Consider the following 18,254-nt stretch of genomic DNA (forward strand, 5'->3'; position numbering starts at 1 on the left):
TTAGTTTTCTTCCGGCTTTTTTTCGCTTGCCGGAGTGCTTTGCCACGCTTCAGGTTCCGCTTCCGCAGCAACGGCCAATGCCCGCCAGAGTTGCTCCATGCCCAGGCGGCTTTCGGCCGAAGTCACCACGGGCCTTACGCCCAGCAGATTCTGCCATTGCTTTTGCCGCAAGGCGCGTTCCTGCTGCTTGCATTTATCAGCCTTGGTCAGAACAGGCAGCAGGGGCAGGCGGCACTGGCGGGCAAACGAGGCCAGCTCCAGATCTATTTTCTGCGGCGGCAGACGGCAGTCCAACAAGAGAACAAGAGCCCTGAGCTTCTTGCAGTCCGCCAGATAGTGTTCCAACAGGCGCGCCCATTTCTGCCGCTCCGTATGGCTTGCGCGGGCATAGCCGTAGCCCGGAAGATCCACAAGATAGAAGTCATAGGGCTCCACCTTGTAGAAGTTGACGGATCGCGTCTTGCCGGGCGTTGAGCTGACTTTGGCCAGTTTTTTTCGTCCGGCGAGCGCGTTGATCAGTGATGACTTGCCCACATTGGAGCGCCCTGCAAGGGCAAGCTGCGGCTCTGGTCGGGAAATCAGCTGATCCAATGTATAGGCCGTGGTTTCCAGCGTGAGACTGACGGTGATCATAAAACCTCATGTTTTACTTTATTATTATATCTTGACAACAAGGCGCTTTTCATCGAATATTTTTAATTCAGGATTCTGCTCTCACATAACCTAACTTTCGGCGCAGAGTAGCCGCTCCAGCCTTGTTTGGCAAATGAAGGGCGAGCTTTTCGGCCACTACCGGGCATGCGGCTTCATGCAGGAGGAAAGCATGTATTCAACCACCGATTTTCGCAAGGGCCTTAAGATAGAAGTGGAAGGCACGCCTTACGAAATAGTGGATTTTCAGCATTTCAAGCCCGGCAAAGGCGGCGCCATGGTCCGCACCAAGCTGCGCAATATTCTGACGGGGCGTATGCAGGACATAACATTCCGTTCCGGCGACAAGGTGGGGAAGCCGGATCTGGAAACGCGCGACATGCAGTTTCTTTATCGTCAGGATGACGAACTTATTTTCATGGACATGACGACCTACGAGCAGTTGCAGATGGCCGTCGCTTCCACCGGCGGCAAAGAGGGCTTTCTCAAAGACGGGCAGGAGTGCCGCGTGCTGCTTTACAAAAGCTCTCCTTTGGATATTGATATCCCGCTGACCCTGGTGCTGGAAGTCACGGAAACCGAACCGGGCGTCAAGGGCGATACGGTGAGCAACGTCACCAAACCGGCCAAGCTTGAAACCGGCCTCATGGTCCAGGTACCCATCTTTGTCAATACCGGCGACAGAATCAAAGTGGACACGCGCACCAAGGAGTATTTGGGCAGGGAATGAGAGCACGCGTTTGCAGCATGGCAGTTCCTGTGACTTGCTGCCTCGATATGTTCCCGGCTTCCCCCGGCATGCTGAGGATCAAATGCGCGAGCCAGTGCGCAGGGAATGGGCTTCGCTCCTCCGGATACGGCGTCCGAACAAGCCGGGGCTTGAGCAGGGAAGGGGGCAGTATGGTTTCAGTTCGTGCTGTGCGCCGCGCCCCTTTCTTTCTCTTCCCAGGGGCGGCTTTGGGGATTTGTTTTTTGTCGGATGCCGCTGCTCACCCCCCTGTTCAATCCGCAATGCAGGGAGTGCAACGGTCGGCTTTGCTGCCTTTGTCCTCGCTTGTCGGCAAAAAACAGCGGGCAGGGAAAGCAGAGCCCGGCGTTTTTATCCACTTTCGAACGGAGCAGGCAGCAACCCCTTTGCTCTGTCCGGGAGGTTAGTCTTACGGACGCCCATAAATTCGGCCGGGAGCTGTTCGGCCTTTTTCTTCTCTTCTGGGCTTTGCTTTTGCTGCTCAGCCTGCTCAGCTTTGACGCCAATGATCCAAGCTTTAATCATGTAGTCAGCGGACATGCGGATGTGCAGAACAAGGCAGGCCTGTTCGGCGCTTACGCGGCAGGTTTTCTCAATGATGTTTTCGGGGTGGCCGCCTTGCTCTGGCCGCTGGTTTTCGGAGCGCTGGGGGCCGCCTATGTCTCCCCGGCCTACGCAATGCACTGGTGGCGTTGGTGCGGTTTTTTTCTCCTGACTGTCTGTCTGCTTGTCATGGGCGCGGCCTGGGATATTTCTCTGGGCGATCTCTGGGGCGGCGGCATGGTAGGCAACGCCCTGCATACCAACGCCAGCCTTTATTTAAGCCCCGGCGGCTCTGCCTTGCTGTGGGTGTTTGTCCTGCTGGTCGGTCTGCAACTGGCTTGCAATATCTCCTGGTTCAGCCTGGCCGGGCGCTTCGGCCATTGGCTGAGCGCCAGGCTCACTGCTGAAAACGCGGCTGTGAGCGATCAGGAGGGGCGCAAAAAATGGCGCTTGCCCCCATTACGTTTGCCGCAATGGAGCTTTCTGACCCGCCTGGCCCAATGGCGGGATGCGCTCGGCGACATCCGCCCCGCCGTCGATACCCTGCCCGAAGTCTATGAGGATGAAAAAAAAGCTGCGCCGCGCGCTCCAAAGGCAAAGCAAACACAGTCGGGTGAAGACAATGACGAGCCTTTTGCCCAGACCGAGGATCTGGGCGACATGGCGGCGCATTCCGGGGATGAGGCTGCTCCGGAACCGATTGAAAACGAAGAGCAGGCTTCAGCCGCGCCCAGGCAGGAAATGCCGGTAGACGGCGGTGTTGAAAAGGAGCAGCGTGATGCGAAAAAACCGGTATGGGAGAAACTGATTTCCGCTGCCATGGGCAAAAAGGTCCCTGTGCCGTTGCCGGGCCTGGAACTGCTTGCGCCGCCCGCCAAAGCGCCGCACGGTCAAGGCCGTGAAGATCGCGAAGGCAAAGGCAGGACCCTGATGGCCTGCCTTAAGGATTTTGACATTCAGGGCGAGCTGGTGCGGATCACGCCGGGGCCGGTGGTGACCATGTATGAGGTGCGCCCGGCTCCGGGCATCCGGGTAAGCCGCATCGCCAACCTGAGCGACGATCTTGCCCTGGCCCTGAAGGCCATGGCCGTGCGCATTCAAGCGCCCATTCCCGGCTCGGACACAGTGGGGATTGAAATACCCAATGACAATCGGGAAATTGTCAACTTCAGGGAACTGGCCGCCTGTGAGGCTTTTCGCAAGGGCTGCGGCCCGTTGACCATGATTCTGGGCAAGGATATTGCAGGCAAACCCTTTATGGCCGATCTCACCCGCATGCCGCATTTGCTGGTGGCCGGAGCCACGGGCGCGGGCAAGAGCGTCTGCCTGAACGGTATTCTGATCAGCCTGCTCTATCGGACGCAGCCGGAAGATATGCAGCTTTTGCTGATTGATCCCAAGCGCATAGAAATGGCGGTCTATGCCGATGAGCCGCATCTGGTGCATCCTGTGGTCACGGAAATGAACGAGGCCAAAAATGCGCTGGATTGGGCGGTGCACGAAATGGACCGCCGCTATGAAGCCATGGCGCGTCTTGGCGTGCGCAATGTGGCAGGCTTCAATCAGAAGCTGGCGGCCTTTAAAAATGATCTGCCGCCCGACTTTGCGGATCTGGAACCCTTGCCCTATCTGGTCATTGTCATTGACGAACTGGCGGATCTGATGATGACCGCGGCCCGCGAAGTGGAAACCAGCATCGTGCGCCTGGCCCAGTTGGCGCGCGCCGCCGGCATTCACTTGATTCTGGCCACGCAGCGCCCCAGCGTGGATGTGGTCACTGGCCTGATCAAGGCCAATTTCCCCTGCCGCATTTCTTTTCAGGTCACATCCAAACATGATTCGCGCACCATTTTGGATCAGGTCGGCGCCGAGCACCTGCTGGGCAGGGGAGATATGCTGTTCAAGCCCAGCGGCGGCCGTTTGCAGCGTTTGCACGGTCCTTTTTTGAGCGACGAGGAAGTGCAGGGCGTGGTGACGTACTGGAAGCGGCACTTGCGCCCCTCGTACAAAGTGGATTTTGCCGAGTGGGGAGTGGAAAGCAGCGGCGCGGGCCAGAGCAGCGGGGCCGGCGACGCTGCTCAGGATCCCCTGTATGCCGAAGTGCAGGCTTTTGTCAGCGAACAGGGCCGGGCTTCCATTTCTCTGGTACAGCGCCGCTTCAAAATCGGTTTCAACCGCGCCGCCCGCCTTGTGGAACAACTGGAACAAGACGGTATCATCGGCCCGGCCGACGGCAGCAAGCCGCGGCCCGTTGTCCGGTAGGTTGCCGCTTTAGTGTGGAGGTATCATGCGCAGTTTTTGCAAAATCAGCACTGCCGGAACACTTTTTTGCGCCTTGCTCTGCGCGTCGGTCCCGGCCCTGGCGTCGGATCTGACCGGCCTCATTCAGCAACGGTATGAAAAATTGCAATCTTTTTCCGCCTCCTTTGAGCAAACCCTGACCCACAAGGAAAGCGGCTCCGTGGAAAAACGGCAAGGCACGCTCCTGTTTCAAAAGCCATTGCTGATCCGTTGGCAGACGGCCAAACCGCATGCCGAAACCCTGGTGGTGACGGCCAGGGAAATCTGGGATTATCTGCCGGATGAAGAGGTGGCGTACCGATACCCGCCCAGCCTGGCGCAGGATTCGCGCAGCATCATCCAGGTCATTACCGGGCAGGCGGTTTTGACCCAGGACTTTGAGGTCAAGGATGAGGGCCTGGAAAACGGACTTGCCAAATTGCGTCTTTATCCCAGGGAACCCGCGCCGCAAATGGTGGAAGCGCTGATCTGGGTGGAGCCGGGGAGCGGATATATCCGCCGGGCCAGTATTGTGGATTTTTACGGCAACATCAATGACGTGCGTTTCACCGAGTTTAAACCGGATGCACGATCCAAAGCCTCTGATTTCAGCTTTACGCCGCCCAAAGGCGTGGAGGTTGAGGATCGCATTGATCAGGCAGTGCCGGAAAAAGAATTGTTCAAGTAAAGCGGGAAGTTTTTTCAGGCTGGGAAGAATGAGCGTTTTGCTCATGAAATCAGCTCAACGCTCTGGCAGGGCAGATTCAAGGCGACGCTGCATTGGCTTTTCTGTCGCTTCATGGCGATAGAGGGCGCAACCGCCTGAAAAGGCCCCACAATTCGGGCAGTAAAAAAGGCATGGCCCGCCATGAAGTTTTACGTTCATGCGCGGGCCATGCCTTTTTGCCAATCCCGATTGCAGATCCTGCTTCCGTTTACGTCTTATTGGCGTAGCCCAGCCTATTCTGCATGTTTTGCATACCCTTGCTTATGGAGTTCATGGCTTCGTCAAATTCCTTTTGCAGGGATTCCATAAGTTCCTTGACGGAAATAATTTTGTTCACGCGAAAAACATTGGCCCCGCAAAAGGCAAAACCGCGTTCCAGATTCCCTTTCATGGCGTTGATCAAAGCCTGAGCAATGCAGTACGGAGTCTTTTCTTGCTGGCAGGTGCTTACGCAGTGGAAAATGCATTTAAAGGGCTTTTTAAGGCCTTCGCGCGCCGCGTTGATGAATTCGTTGCCCAATGCGCGGCCGGGCATGCCCACGGGGCTTTTGATGATGGTGACATCTTCCGGTCGGGCAGCGAGGTAGCTCTGCTTGAAACGAACGTCCGCGTCGCACTCATGGGTGGCCACAAAACGCGTGCCCATCTGAACGCCCGCGGCGCCCAGATCCAGAAAGCGCTTGATGTCCGCGCCAGTGTATACGCCGCCCGCGGCAATGATCGGCACGGCGCGGCCAACACGGTCCTCAAAGGGCTTCACGGCTTCCACCACCTGCGGGACAAGATTTTCCAGCGCGAGAGCCGGGTCTTGCAGTTCTTCGGCCTTGAAGCCCAGATGCCCGCCCGCCTTGGGCCCTTCGACAACAAAGGCGTCCGGGAGATAATTGAAGCGTGAGAGCCATTTTTTGGCAATGATCGAAGCTGCTCTGGCCGAAGAGACGATGGGCACCAGCCTGGTTTTAAATTCCTGTTTTCTCTCTTCGCAAAGTTGCAGCAGATGGCGCGGCATCTCCAAGGGCAGGCCCGCGCCGGAAAAGATGATGTCGGCCTTGTTTTCAATGGACGTGCGCACCATCTGGCTGAAGGTGGTCAAGGCAACCATGATGTTCACGCCGATAATGCCGCTGGAAAGCTGGCGGGCTTTGAGAATTTCATTGCGCAGGGCGCGCAGATTGGCTTCCAGGGGATTTTTGGCCACATCCGGCTCTTTCATGCCGATCATGGCCCCGGCAATGACGCCGATGCCGCCCTGATTGGCAACAGCGGACGCCAGACCGGAAAGAGAGATGCCCACGCCCATGCCCCCTTGAACGATAGGAACTTTAGCCGTGAGATCGCCTATTTGCAAAGGAGGGAAAGGCATTGCAAGACCTCCGTCGTGACGAGTGTGGGGTCGCCGTCCGGCCTCCCGGCCGGGCATCAGGCCCCATAATCCATAGCGCAATCAGCATAGACTGAAAATACGCGAGACGCAACAAGATGCCCCGGAAGAGACATTCACGTTTTCAATGAAAATGATATTGCAACCATCTGAAATTCAAAACGAATTTTTTAGAAAAGCATCTCAAAGGTGAATCCCTCCAGTGTAACATGAAGAAGAAAAATCAGTTCATCGTACCAGGCAAAGCCGGCAACAGGCAGACGACACGCCCGGCAAAGACTTTTTTCCGGTTCCGGACTCAGGCTTTGCATAACGTGGCATAGGGGCACCACGCGCAGTGCTGTTTCGGCTGTGCCGCAAACTCCGGGGCAGTTTCCAGGTGACGCAGGGTCAAGGCGAGCGCCAGATCGCAATATTCCAGGGCCGCCGCAAGCTCGTCTTCCGCAAGTCCGCCGAATAAAGGCACTTCCGCTCCGTCGTCCCTCAATTCCACCAGCGCGGCATCGCCGGGGGAACCCAGGCCTTTGGCGCGTATCATGGAAATGTAGCAGGGCAATTGCAGGCTGGGCAACCGTTCGCGCAGTTCCGTGAACACGCTGTCAAGCTGCTCCGCACAGGCCGCACTTTGCCCCGGCTCCAGAGCCAACGCGGCTTGCACGCGTTGGAAAAAGCCTCTGTCCGTCCACAAACTGCCGTCATGCCGCGCGATCCGCCCTGTTTTATAATCCAGCACATATAAAAGGCCGTCGCGCCGGTCCAGGCGGTCCAGGGTTCCGGTAAAGGTGTAGTTGCGGCCTGCCAGATGCAGAGTCGCAAGCAATTTCTGCTCCAGCGCCAAAATCGTGGCGCATTCCGGCTGCCGGTCCAGAAAACGCTCCAGCCTCAGGGGCACGGCGGCCTCCAGCATCAAGCAACTGTCCGGCGGCAGAACACGCCGCAGATCCGCCGCCTCCAAAGCCTCATAAAAGCAGGCGCGCCCGGTTTGCGGCGAAATATCACCCCGGCGCACCTCTTTATGCAGGTAAGGCTCGAAAAGGGCACGCAGGGTCTGGTGAAGGCAGATGCCCACCGCGGCCGGATCATCGCCTTCGTTGATTTCCTGCACTGGAGCCAGCCCGCATAAATGTTGCCAGGCAAAACGCAGCGGGCATTGCAGGTAAACATCCAGACGCGTGGCGGAAAGGGGCGCGCGCAACAGTTTTTCCAGAGCAGTGTCGAGACCCGCGTTCCGGTGCAGTTTTTTGGGCACGGGCTGCGTGGCGCGAACCGTGCAACGCGCGGCGCGCAAGGGCTCGCGCCCGGGGACAAGCAGCGCGCCCCGGCGCTGTTCCTCCTCCCAGAGCAGTTGCTCCACAAAACGGCTGCGGCTTTTCTTCCCGTCAAAAAGCGTGGACCGGCTGATGCCCTCCTGCCAGAAAAAATGCAGTTCCCGGGCTCCGGCGCAAAGACGGTAGAGCGTATGCGCGGCCGTGCGTTCGCGCCGTCGCGCGTCAGGCAGTCCCAGAACCTGCCGCAGCGAGTCGGGCAGGAGCGGATCCTGAGCCGGATTGCCCGGCAATTTGTCATCCGTTGCGTCCACGATGAACACACGTTCAAAATGCAGGAGGCGGGTTTCCAGCATGCCGATCACCTGCAGACCGGTAAGCGGCTCAGCCTCAAAGGGGACGCGCTCCTGCGCAAGCACCTGCCGGGTAAGGTTGTGCAGCACTGCTTTGGGAAAGGGCGTGCGCGCAAGGCAGGTTTCGCGCAGAATGGGCGCGGCATGTTGCACAAGGCGATAGATGGCCTCGGCATCCAGGGGAAAATGACGCCACATGTCGCCGCCGCGCGCCAGCAGCAAATCGCAAATGCCGCGCAGGCTTTCGGCCATTTCGGCCGTGGTGGAAGCGGCTGCCGTGGCATTCACCATAACTTCCAGCGTTTCCGCAAGCAGGCTTGCCAGGGCAGGGGGCAGGGCGGAGCGACATTCCGCAGACAGTGCCTCCAGATCCACAAAACGGCTGCCGTTGCGTATCAGGCTTTCCAGACGATGCAGGGCCTCGCGCAAAAAAAGCTGTTCGCCGTCCCCGTTATCCACCCGCAGCATGTTCAAGTACGGGTGGCGCAGGCATTGCAAGAGATCGCGCCAGTAATAGCGGCCGTCTTCGCGCCGTCCGGCCTGCAGATGCAGCAGGGCATCCAGAAGACGGTTCAGCGGCGATCGCTCCAGGGGATAGCCCATAGACACGTTGACGTCCTTGTCCGGCAGATGATGCAGCACCGGCATCAGCAGGGCGCTGTCCGTGAGGACAACCGCCGTGGAGGGCGAAGACGACGCCGGATTTCCGCTTTCCCTGAGGGTCTCGCGCAGAGCTTCAAGTTGGGAGTGGCAGTCGTAGCCGGCAAAAAAGAAGAGGCGCGGCCTGTGCTCCAGCTCTTCGGGGCGAGGCTCAAGCGCGGGAACAGCTCCGGCCTGCCAGCGGCGCATCCAGGCCGCATGTTCGGCGCAGGCCCAATGCCCGGCTTTGCCCAGGGCCAGATTGAGATCGCTGTGCAGGCAGATCCGCGCCCCGGACTCCCACAAGCTGCGCAGAAGCATATCTTCCGCGCGAGTCAGCACGGAAAAACCCGCGATCAGCACAGGCCTGTCCGGGCCGGGCAGAAGCAGCGGCGGGATAGCGGCCGCCTCGCGGCAGACTTCATAATAATCCAGGCCTGGGGTTGTCCAGTTGCGTTGGGCCAGAGCCGCCAGATAGGCGCGGCTGATCCGGCCCAGCGCGCCCAGAAGCGCGGCAGCCGGGGCAGCCACTTCGCTTTCCACATGGAGCAGATCCGCGGCTTCGATCCTCTGCCCGAACATTTCTTCCAACAGCGCGGCCAATCGCAATCCCCAAGGCAGAAAAAGCGCCATGTCCATGCGCGCAAAGCGGGCGGAAAGCGCTGCGTCCTCACGGGCGAGGGCCAGCACGCACTCATGGAGCAGGGCCGCGCGATCCAGCATATTGGCCGTATGCAGCGGAGCCGTGCTCGTATGCGCCCGCCAGATGCCGATCATCCCGGAGAGGGTGATCACCTTGGGCAAAAGGCGGCGGCCGCCGTCCTGGGCATAGAGCTGCAGAAGATAGCGCCAGGGACGATTGTGCGGCACGATCAGCAGGGCCGAGCCGGGGCGCCCGTGGCTTTGCTCCTCAAGAACCGCCTTGAGATCCGGCAGAAAAGGGCGCTGCCAGGGAAAAATCAGAAAAGGCGCGCGTCTTGTCATATGTTTTCCGGGCTGAAGGTCGGCAGAGGCAGATCTCTGTAGTTTCCGCGCAATTCCGAGGCCTGGGCGGAATCAACCAATTGAAACCGGCGCAAATCAAGATACACCAGCAGCCCCCGCGCCCGGCCGGGCTTTGCCTCGCCGCTGTCCTCCAGGCAGGCGAGGTAGCGGCGGATTTGGGCAATATGATCCAACTCAGGCCGGCCGCTTTTGTAATCCACAACCAACGTCCCCCAAGGCTCGCGCACCAGCAGATCCATGCGCAGCACGCGGCCTCGCTCGTCCATTATGGATTGCTCGGGCCAGCCGCGCTCAAGCCAGCGCCGGGCCTCGGGCTGGCCCGCAAACCATGCCAGGATGGCGCTCAACTCGGCCCGCAAGGCCGGATCCTCCGGCACGGGCAGCGGAAAATGACGCAAGCCGAAGTGCAGCGCGGCCTGGGCATCCTCCTCCGGCTTGCCGGTGAGCCGCAAGCGCTCCAGGCAGAAGTGCAACAGACTGCCGCGATCCTCGGCTTTGAAGGTAAATCCGCCCAGGGGGTTGCGAAAGATTTTCAGGCGCGGCAGCCATTGCATGGGCCGCCACTCCCCGGCATAAGCCGGGTCGGGCGTGCTTTCCGGCGCGGGCGGCTCCGGGCGGGGAGGGGCGTCTTCGGCCTCGCGGCTTCCCGCTTCTGTCGAGCTTCCCAGGCTGTACGGCAAACGCAAACCTGCCTCCTGCCACAAAATATCCAGCCCGGCACAAAGCGAGCCCAGTTTCTGAAGCCCGGGCGTCTGGGTGCGAAAAGCATACAGCTCATCCCTGGCGCGGGTAAAAGCCACATAGAGCAGATGCAGATTTTCGCAAGCCTGCCGGGCCAGTTCGGAAAAATAGGGCAGGCCGAGCGCCTTCTGGTTGGGCACAACCATGCGCAGGCCCTCCACTTCCGTGACGACCGGCGCGCCGGCGGCCCGGATGCCGAGGCTGGTCCAGGGCATAATCACCACCGGCGACTCCAGGCCCTTGGATTTATGTATGGTCATGACGCGCACGGCATTCATGCTTTCCGGCATGGGCACTTTTTCCTCGTCGCTTTTGGCCCGCCAGTGCTCAAGAAAGGCCGGCAGGGTCGCAAGACCCTTTTCTTCGGCATTGTGCAGAACCTCCATAAAGCGACGCAAAAATGTTCCGGCTTCCGGGAAACGCGCCTCCACATCAAGGCGCGCGAACCACTCCAGGGTCATGTCATAAGGCGTCATCAGCCCGGATTGGCTGTAAAAAGGAGCCAGCAGGCGCTGCCAGACATGGGGCCAGCGCTTTCGGAAAAGCAGATGCAGCGGACCCTGCCCGCGCGTCGGACACCACTCGTGCAGAGCCTCCCAGCTCAGGCAGGCTGCTTCTGGGTGTTCCCTGAAAACAGGGCCCGTGAGCATGGTCCAAAAGGCCACATCGTCATTGGGATTATCCAGAAAGGTCAGCAAAGCCACGGTTTGCACGATGAGCGGATGCCCGGCCAGCAGCAGGCTGTTTTCGGTGATGACCGGGATGCCCTCCTGCACCAGTCGTTCGGCCACAAAGCCCGCAGTCTGATTGCCGCGCACCAGCACAAGCACGTCGGACCATCGCCTGCGCGGGGCGATTTCCTCGCGCAACAGCGTGCAGAGACGATCCAGCACAAGCTCGCGCAGCTCCTCGGCATCGTCGGCGACCAGATTTTCCATCCGCACCAGGCCGCCCTCCAGGGCCTGAGGCGGGCACTGTTGGCTGACACCTTGAAAGGCCCCGGCCAGGCGCTGCGCGGCGGTGTCCAGCGCGGCCACGGCGTCAGGAGTATCGCCCGGCAGCAGGGCGCTCAAGACCTGCCGGGCCGTGCGCAAATTCGCCAGGGGCGCAAAAAAGCCGTTGTTGTGCTCCACCACAACGCGCCGACTGCGCCAGTTGTACGGCAAGTTGCAACGCTCTCCATCGGGGGCCAGGCGAGCAAGGCCCTGATCTTCAAAAACGGCGTCAAAAAGTTCGGGATCTCCGTCGCGCCACCCATAAATGGACTGCTTCACATCCCCCACCCAGGTCAGCGAACCGCCGCGTGAGAGCGCTTCTTCAATCAGGGGCCGCAAGGCTTGCCATTGTTCACGGCTGGTATCCTGGAATTCGTCCACCAGAAAATGCTGCAATCGCGTGCCCAGTCGGCAGAGCGCATCCGGCACGCCGCGCTCGCCGAGCAGGATTTCCCGGGCCAGGCGCGGCGCGAGCAGGCCGGGCAACGCGCCTTCCTGTTCCTGATTTTGCAGAAAAGCCTTCACCAGTACTTGAGCAAGGCGCACAAAAGGCAAAAGGCGCAGGGCCTGGGTGATCAGCGCTCCGCTTTTCTTCCTGCGCCCGGCGCAGGCAGCGTACGCGGCATAGGCCTGGCCTGCGTTTGCAGGCAGAACGCTGTTTTTACAAAAAAGTTCTTCAACTCTTGCCTTAGAGGTATAGGCTGAAGAACAGCATTCCAGGCGGCCTGCGGCCAATTGCTCCACCGCCGCGAGGGCCGTTTTTTTCCAGCGCAGGCTGTGTGCCGGGGCGACTGCCAGCAAGGCCCGGGCGGCATGTATGGCGGCCTTGTCCATTTCTTGAAGTTTTTCTTTAAGAAAGCTTTCGGACGCCAGATCCTCAAAGCGGCCCAACAGCACGTCGTCCAGCAGATCCCGCAGAGGGCGCAGCAATTTTTCACCGGCCAGAAAGCCCTTGCTTTGACCGTAAACCACTAAGGCGCGGCAGGCTTGCCACAGCAGATCGCGCATGTCTGGATCGCCCTGCCAGGCGCGCTCCATGACCACGTCCAGGTAGGGCGTCAGGGCTTCCTCCGTGGCGAAAACCGGCTGAAAATCCGGATGGAGATTCAACTCCAGGGCAGCGGCGCGCACAATCAAATGCAGCAGGCTGTCAATGGTGCGGATGTTCAGCGCGCTCAAATCGCGCAAAACCACATTTACCCAGAAGCGGGCGTCAGCAGGTCGCAGAACGAGGCTCTTGTCCGAAACATCCTGGCAGTTGCCGAGCGCGACGCTTTTCAGATGCATGATCACGCGATCGCGCATTTCGGCTGCGGCCGCATTGGTAAAGGTGATGGCCAGGATGTCGCCCCAGCCGCTTTGCAGGCCGTCGACAGCCAGAGCGCAGGCCGGGGAGACCGAGACGGCGCTTTGCGCGCCGCCGCACTCCAGAAGGCGCTGCAAAAAGCAGCGGGTCAGTTCATACGTTTTGCCGGAACCGGCCGAAGCCTTGACCTGGCGCAAACGCGGCATACCGGAAAGCTCGCGCATTACTCGGGCGGCAGCATGCCTGTGAGCATGCCCTGGCCGGTGGATTCAAGCACCGCGCGCCAGAGGTCGGAATAAATATTCAGCTTGCGGCGCTTGCGGGTGACCAGTTGCAGGGGCAGATGCACATAGCGGTCCTGCAGTTTCGCCACCACCATGTCGGTGCGCCCGGCCATGGCCGCATGCACGGCATATTGTCCGAGAAAGCCGCAGTAAACCTTATCGTTGGCATTGGCCGGGACCGATCGGATAATGTAGCTCGGGTCTATGTATTTGATCGAGTGTTCCACATGGCGGGCATCCAGATAGGCATTGATTTCCTTGCGCAGCAGATCGGCAATGTCGCCGAGAACGGGATTGCCCGATGCGTCAGTGCCGGCATTGTGCTTCAGCAGATGCTGGCCTGCGCCTTCGGCCGCCACGATCACGGCATGCCCGCGCGCCTTCAGGCGTTGTGCCAGGGCGGGCAGCAGGCCGCCTTCGCCCTCCAGGGTAAAGGGAGCCTCAGGAATCAGAACAAAATTTACTTCTTTGAGGGCCAGAGCGGCCCGCGCCGCAATAAAGCCGGATTCCCGGCCCATCAGTTTGACCAGGCCGATGCCGTTGGGCGTGCCGCAAGCTTCGGTATGCGCGCATTCAATGGCCTCGGTGGCTTTGAAGACCGCAGTTTCAAAGCCGAAGGACTGCGTGATGAAGTTAATGTCGTTGTCAATGGTTTTGGGGATGCCGATGACCGAGATTTTCAGGCCCCGCTTTTGCACTTCCTGGCTGATGGAGAGCGCGGCCTTCATGGTGCCGTCGCCGCCGATGACAAAAAGGGCGTTGATGTTGCAGCGCTCCAGAGTGTCCACGATTTCATCCGGCGGCTGCGGCCCGCGGGAGGAAGCCAATATTGTGCCGCCGAAGCGGTGGATGTCGGCCACCATTTCCGGGTTCAGCTCAAGCAGCGCATGCCGGTATTTGGGGATAAAGCCTTCCAGGCCGTACGGAATGCCGAGAACGGCCGGCACGTTATAGGCGTGATAGGCCTCCATGACTATGGCGCGGATCACGTCGTTGATGCCCGGGCAGAGTCCGCCGCAGGTGACAATGGCGCATTTGGCGCGGGAAGAATCGAAATAGAGCTTCTTGCGCGGCCCGGCCGCCTCAAAGCTCACGCAGAAGGGCTCCTGGGCATCCTCGCTCAGCTCCTCATCCACAAATATGGGTATGCATTTGTCGTCGGCCCAGGTCCTGTACGGCAAATGCGATTCCAGCTTGCAGGGCCCAAGGGTGCGAATGGATGTATTCAGCGTGCGATCTTCAGTCATAAATTCTCTGCCTCACAGGCCATAAAGATCCGGTTGGCCGCCAAAGGGCAGCGACAGTATGTTCTCGCTCCGTCCCGAGCGCAAAAGAGCCCAACAGCCCTTCGCCCGGCTTTGCGCGGCGACGCGCCGCGTGTTGCCGGCAATTGGTCAGCCCCTGTCCGGAGCCTGCAAACCGAGTTCCGAAGCCCGATCCCGCATGGCTTCGATCGCCAGGGCCAGAAAGGCATCCAAGTCCAGCCCGGCCTGGGAACATTGGCGGATATTTTCCCGGTTGACGCCGGCGGCAAAGGCTTTGTCCTTCATCTTTTTTTTGATGCTTTTCGGCTCCATGCCGTCAAGCCCGGTGGGGCGCATGCGAGCGGCCGCGCCGATCAGGCCGGTCACGGTTTCGCCGCAGCGCAGGGCGTAGTCGAAACGGCTTCGAGGCTCAAAGCCGTTCATCTCGCCATTGTGGGCGCGAATGGCAGTCAGGGCTTCTTCCGGCAAAAGGCCTTGCAGCCGCTCAGCCGCCTCCAGACCATGCCGTTCTGGCGTTCTTGCAGTGCGCGGAAAATCCAGATCGTGCAAAAGCCCGGTCAGGCCCCAAAGTTCCTCATCTTCGTCCCAATGCCGCGCAAGCGCGCGCATGACGGCTTCCGAGGCCAGAGCGTGCTGCAAAAGCGATTCCGGCGTGCCCTCTTCGGCCAGCAATTTCAGGGCTTCGGCTCTTTGGATCATGACATTCTCCCCTCAAGAAGGTAAATAGTAAGGCAGCGGCGGCCTGATGGCAAGCCGCGGCGCGGGCAGTGAACCCTTGAAATTCCGCCGCCTGTTGACAGCACGGCTGATATGGCCGAAAAGAAAAGTCTTCAGACATTTTTCCCGATTTTTATCATAAGTGACGCTTATGCCCATATACGGTCTCAGATTTCGCACACTTGGTCAGACAAGTTATTATTCCGGCCCCCCCGGCTTTAAACCGGGGGATCATGTCCTTATTGACGCCGAACAGGGCCGGACTCTCGCCCAGGTGGTTTCCGGCCCGGTAGAGGCCCTGCCCGGCGTGGAAGAGGCAAGCCTGCCTCCCGTGCTGCGCGAGGCCAATGCCGAGGAATTGCGGCAGGGGCAGGAAAATGAAGCCCTGTCTAGGGAGGCCCGTCTTTTTTGCCGTCAGTGCATCCGCGAGCGCCGCCTGGACATGAAGCTGGTGGATGTGGAAGTTTTTTTCGATCGCAGCAAGCTGATTTTTTACTTTACCGCGCCAGCGCGTATCGACTTCAGGGATCTGGTCAAGGATCTGGTGCGGGAATACCGCGCGCGCATAGAACTGCGGCAGATCGGCGTGCGCCATGAAACCCAGATGATAGGCGCTGTCGGCAATTGCGGCATGGTTTGCTGCTGCCGCAGGTATCTGCGCAAGTTCGCCCCGGTGACCATCAGGATGGCCAAGGAACAGAATCTTTTTCTTAATCCGGCCAAAATTTCCGGCATTTGCGGCAGGCTCCTCTGCTGCCTTTCCTATGAGCAGGAAAATTACGATCGCTTTCATCGGAATTGCCCGCGCCTGGGCAAGAAGTACCAGACAAGCCAGGGCGTCATGAAGGTTTTGCGGGCCAATATGTTTCGCAATACCCTTTCCGTGCTCACGGAAAACAACGAGGAGCTGGAAGTAAGCCTGGATGAGTGGCAGGCCCTGACTCCGTATCGTCCGGAAAGTCAGCCGCAGGCAGGGCAGGGCAGACAGCCTGCCAGGCCGCCTCAGGGCGACGGTATGCTGGTGGTTTCGGTCACGCCGGACAATGTGGAAGATCCCAATCTCTTTGGCAATCTGCTGCCCCGGGAAAAGGACGCCAAGGCCGCGCCAACGCACCCGGAAGAAAGCGCTGCCCCCCGGAACGGGGCAGGCGGGGCAGCCGGGGACTCCGGGAAAAACCGCCGCAAGCGCCGCCGCAGGCCGCCGCGTTCCGAGAGCGAGTAAAGCGGCTCCGGCGCGCAGCGGCAAGCGCGCTGCGGAAAAGGCCGCATTTGCGGCACGCCGCTGCCGCAAACAGATCTGAATACCCGGTTGAAACGATCAGCAGTACGGAGTCTTGCGTGAAAAGCTTTTTCATCACCACGCCCATTTATTACGTCAATGCCAAACCGCATCTGGGGCACGCCTATACCACAGTGGTTGCCGACTCCCTGGCGCGCTTCCACAAATTGCTCGGCGAGGACACGCTGTTTCTGACCGGCACGGACGAGCACGGCGACAAAATCGTGCAGGCCGCCGAAAAGGAAGGCAAGACGCCCCAGGAGTTCGTGGATGCCATCAGCGCGCGTTTTCAGGCGCTCTGGCCGCAACTGGGCATTGCCAACGACCGCTTTGTGCGCACCACGGACAAGGCGCATAAGCGCGCCGTGCAGAACTTTTTGCAGCAGGTCCATGATGCCGGGGATATTTATTTCGGCGAGTTCGGCGGCCACTACTGCTATGGCTGCGAACGTTTCTATACTGAAAAGGAACTGGAAAACGGGCTCTGCCCGCAACATCAGACCAGGCCAGAGTTTATCAGCGAGAAGAACTACTTCTTCCGTATGTCCAAATACCTGCCCTGGCTCAAAGAACATATTGCCGCCCACCCGGACTTTATCCGGCCGGATCGCTACCGCGCCGAAGTGCTGTCCATGCTGGAGTCGGGGGCTCTTGAGGATTTGTGCATTTCACGCCCCAAAAGCCGGCTGACCTGGGGCATTGAGTTGCCCTTTGACAAGAATTACGTCTGCTATGTCTGGTTCGACGCGTTGCTGAACTATATCAGCGCCCTGGGCTGGCCGGACGGAACGGAGTATGCGCGCTACTGGCCCGGCGAGCATCTGGTGGCCAAGGATATTCTCAAGCCGCATGCCGTTTTCTGGCCCGCCATGCTCAAGGCCGCGGGCCTGCCGTTGTACAGACATCTGAACGTGCACGGCTATTGGCTTTCCCGCGATACGAAAATGTCCAAGTCCCTGGGCAATGTGGTGGATCCCGCGGATCTCGGCCAACGCTTCGGCGTGGACGCGTTCCGTTATTTTCTTTTGCGCGACATGCATTTCGGCTCTGACGCGAATTTCAGCGAAGACGCGCTCATTGGCCGGATCAATGCGGATCTGGCCAATGATCTCGGCAATCTTTTCAGCCGCGTGCTGTCCATGACAGCCAAATACTTCGGGAGCAAGGTTCCCCAGCCCAGGCAGCGCGAGCCCGAGGATGAAGCTGTCGTTGAGCTCTGCGCCGGAGCCATGCGCAATTACGCGCAGCTTTTCGCCAATGTCCAGTTTGCGCAAGCCCTGGAATGTCTGTGGGAGCTGGTGCGCGGATTGAACAAATACGTTGACGGCCAGGCTCCCTGGGCGCTGCACAAGCAAGGACGCATGGAACGGCTGGCCACGGTGATGTACATATTGCTCGCGGCCATGCGGAAAATTGCCGTCTGCCTCTGGCCGGTGATGCCCGATGCGTCCGGCAGGATGCTTGAGCAGCTTGGTCAGCCTGTACCTAAAAGCATGCCGCCGGTGCCTGCCCTGGAAGATGAAATCACCTGCTTTGGCGGTCTTGCCGCAGGCACGCCGGTGGCCGAGGCTTCCAATCTTTTCCCGCGCATTGAGCGGCAGCTGGCCGCCCCTGCGGAGGCGAAAGGAACATCCACCGCAAACGCGCGGAAAAAGCCTGAAAAGAGCCTGCCGGTCACGCCGCACAAGGGCGAAAAACCCGCGGACGCCTCAGACAACGTCGCCGCCGCAGGCGCGCCACTTGTTGACTTTGAGCAGTTCAAGGCCTTGGATCTGCGGATAGGCACGGTGCTTGCGGCGGAAAAACATCCCAATGCCGACCGCATCCTGCGTCTGGAGATCGACTTCGGGGAAGGGCAGCCGCGCCAGATTCTTTCCGGCCTGGCGGAACACTATGCGCCAGACGCTCTGGTCGGTCGGCAGGTCTGCGCGGTGCTCAACCTTGCGCCGCGCAAAATCCGCGGCCTGATGTCCTACGGCATGGTGCTCACGGCGCAAAGCAACGACAGGCTCAGCCTGCTCAACGCCGCCGAGGTCATGCCCAACGGCAGCGAAATTGCCTGACAGGCCCGGCCG

Annotated in this window: 12 protein-coding genes; 5 read left to right on the forward strand and 7 right to left on the reverse strand. The window is 59.8% G+C overall.

Annotated features, from left to right (window positions below; translation table 11 throughout):
* Window positions 1-630 carry a ribosome biogenesis GTP-binding protein YihA/YsxC gene (gene yihA / locus G7Y51_RS06735; RefSeq protein WP_165175875.1) on the reverse strand — a complete coding sequence of 210 codons (630 nt, stop codon included), beginning with the start codon at window positions 628-630 and terminating at the stop codon, window positions 1-3.
* Window positions 631-823: 193 nt separating this feature from the next.
* Here yihA and efp point away from each other — a divergent pair, with 193 nt between their 5' ends.
* Window positions 824-1,381: an elongation factor P gene (efp, locus tag G7Y51_RS06740; RefSeq protein WP_165175826.1), complete on the forward strand. Its 558-nt coding sequence runs from the start codon at window positions 824-826 to the stop codon at window positions 1,379-1,381.
* A 369-nt stretch (window positions 1,382-1,750) separates the two neighbouring features.
* On the opposite strand, the gene G7Y51_RS13735 is transcribed toward efp, so the two are convergent.
* Window positions 1,751-1,939 carry a hypothetical protein gene (locus tag G7Y51_RS13735; RefSeq protein WP_241160161.1) on the reverse strand — a complete coding sequence of 63 codons (189 nt, stop codon included), beginning with the start codon at window positions 1,937-1,939 and terminating at the stop codon, window positions 1,751-1,753.
* On the opposite strand from G7Y51_RS13735, the gene G7Y51_RS06750 reads away from it, so the two are divergent.
* Window positions 1,874-4,204 carry a DNA translocase FtsK gene (locus tag G7Y51_RS06750; RefSeq protein ID WP_241160158.1) on the forward strand — a complete coding sequence of 777 codons (2,331 nt, stop codon included), beginning with the start codon at window positions 1,874-1,876 and terminating at the stop codon, window positions 4,202-4,204. The genes G7Y51_RS13735 and G7Y51_RS06750 overlap by 66 nt on opposite strands.
* A 25-nt stretch (window positions 4,205-4,229) precedes the next feature.
* Window positions 4,230-4,910 carry an outer membrane lipoprotein chaperone LolA gene (lolA, locus tag G7Y51_RS06755; RefSeq protein ID WP_165175829.1) on the forward strand — a complete coding sequence of 227 codons (681 nt, stop codon included), beginning with the start codon at window positions 4,230-4,232 and terminating at the stop codon, window positions 4,908-4,910.
* A 247-nt stretch (window positions 4,911-5,157) separates the two neighbouring features.
* Here the strand turns inward: lolA and G7Y51_RS06760 are convergent, their stop codons facing one another.
* The 5 genes from G7Y51_RS06760 to G7Y51_RS06780 form a co-directional block, all read right to left on the reverse strand.
* Window positions 5,158-6,312: a nitronate monooxygenase gene (locus G7Y51_RS06760; protein WP_165175832.1), complete on the reverse strand. Its 1,155-nt coding sequence runs from the start codon at window positions 6,310-6,312 to the stop codon at window positions 5,158-5,160.
* 316 nt (window positions 6,313-6,628) lie between these two features.
* A complete protein-coding gene (locus G7Y51_RS06765; protein WP_165175834.1) occupies window positions 6,629-9,571 on the reverse strand; it encodes a PD-(D/E)XK nuclease family protein in 2,943 nt (980 codons plus the stop codon).
* Window positions 9,568-12,858, reverse strand: coding sequence for a UvrD-helicase domain-containing protein (locus G7Y51_RS06770; RefSeq protein WP_241160159.1), 3,291 nt, complete (start codon window positions 12,856-12,858; stop codon window positions 9,568-9,570). Before G7Y51_RS06770 ends, G7Y51_RS06765 begins: the two co-directional genes overlap by 4 nt.
* Window positions 12,858-14,165 carry an ATP-dependent 6-phosphofructokinase gene (locus G7Y51_RS06775; RefSeq protein WP_165175837.1) on the reverse strand — a complete coding sequence of 436 codons (1,308 nt, stop codon included), beginning with the start codon at window positions 14,163-14,165 and terminating at the stop codon, window positions 12,858-12,860. The genes G7Y51_RS06770 and G7Y51_RS06775 overlap by 1 nt, the downstream gene beginning before the upstream one ends.
* A gap of 147 nt (window positions 14,166-14,312) precedes the next feature.
* The gene (locus tag G7Y51_RS06780; RefSeq protein WP_165175840.1) at window positions 14,313-14,882 is read right to left on the reverse strand and encodes an HD domain-containing protein; all 570 of its coding nucleotides are present in this window, start codon (window positions 14,880-14,882) and stop codon (window positions 14,313-14,315) included.
* A gap of 169 nt (window positions 14,883-15,051) precedes the next feature.
* Between G7Y51_RS06780 and ricT the strand changes: the two genes are divergently transcribed.
* Window positions 15,052-16,122, forward strand: coding sequence for a regulatory iron-sulfur-containing complex subunit RicT (gene ricT / locus G7Y51_RS06785; RefSeq protein WP_165175843.1), 1,071 nt, complete (start codon window positions 15,052-15,054; stop codon window positions 16,120-16,122).
* 116 nt (window positions 16,123-16,238) lie between these two features.
* Window positions 16,239-18,242 carry a methionine--tRNA ligase gene (gene metG, locus G7Y51_RS06790; protein ID WP_165175846.1) on the forward strand — a complete coding sequence of 668 codons (2,004 nt, stop codon included), beginning with the start codon at window positions 16,239-16,241 and terminating at the stop codon, window positions 18,240-18,242.
* Window positions 18,243-18,254 lie beyond the last annotated feature (12 nt).

Source organism: Desulfovibrio sp. ZJ369, assembly GCF_011039085.1.
Taxonomy (GTDB): domain Bacteria; phylum Desulfobacterota; class Desulfovibrionia; order Desulfovibrionales; family Desulfovibrionaceae; genus Desulfovibrio.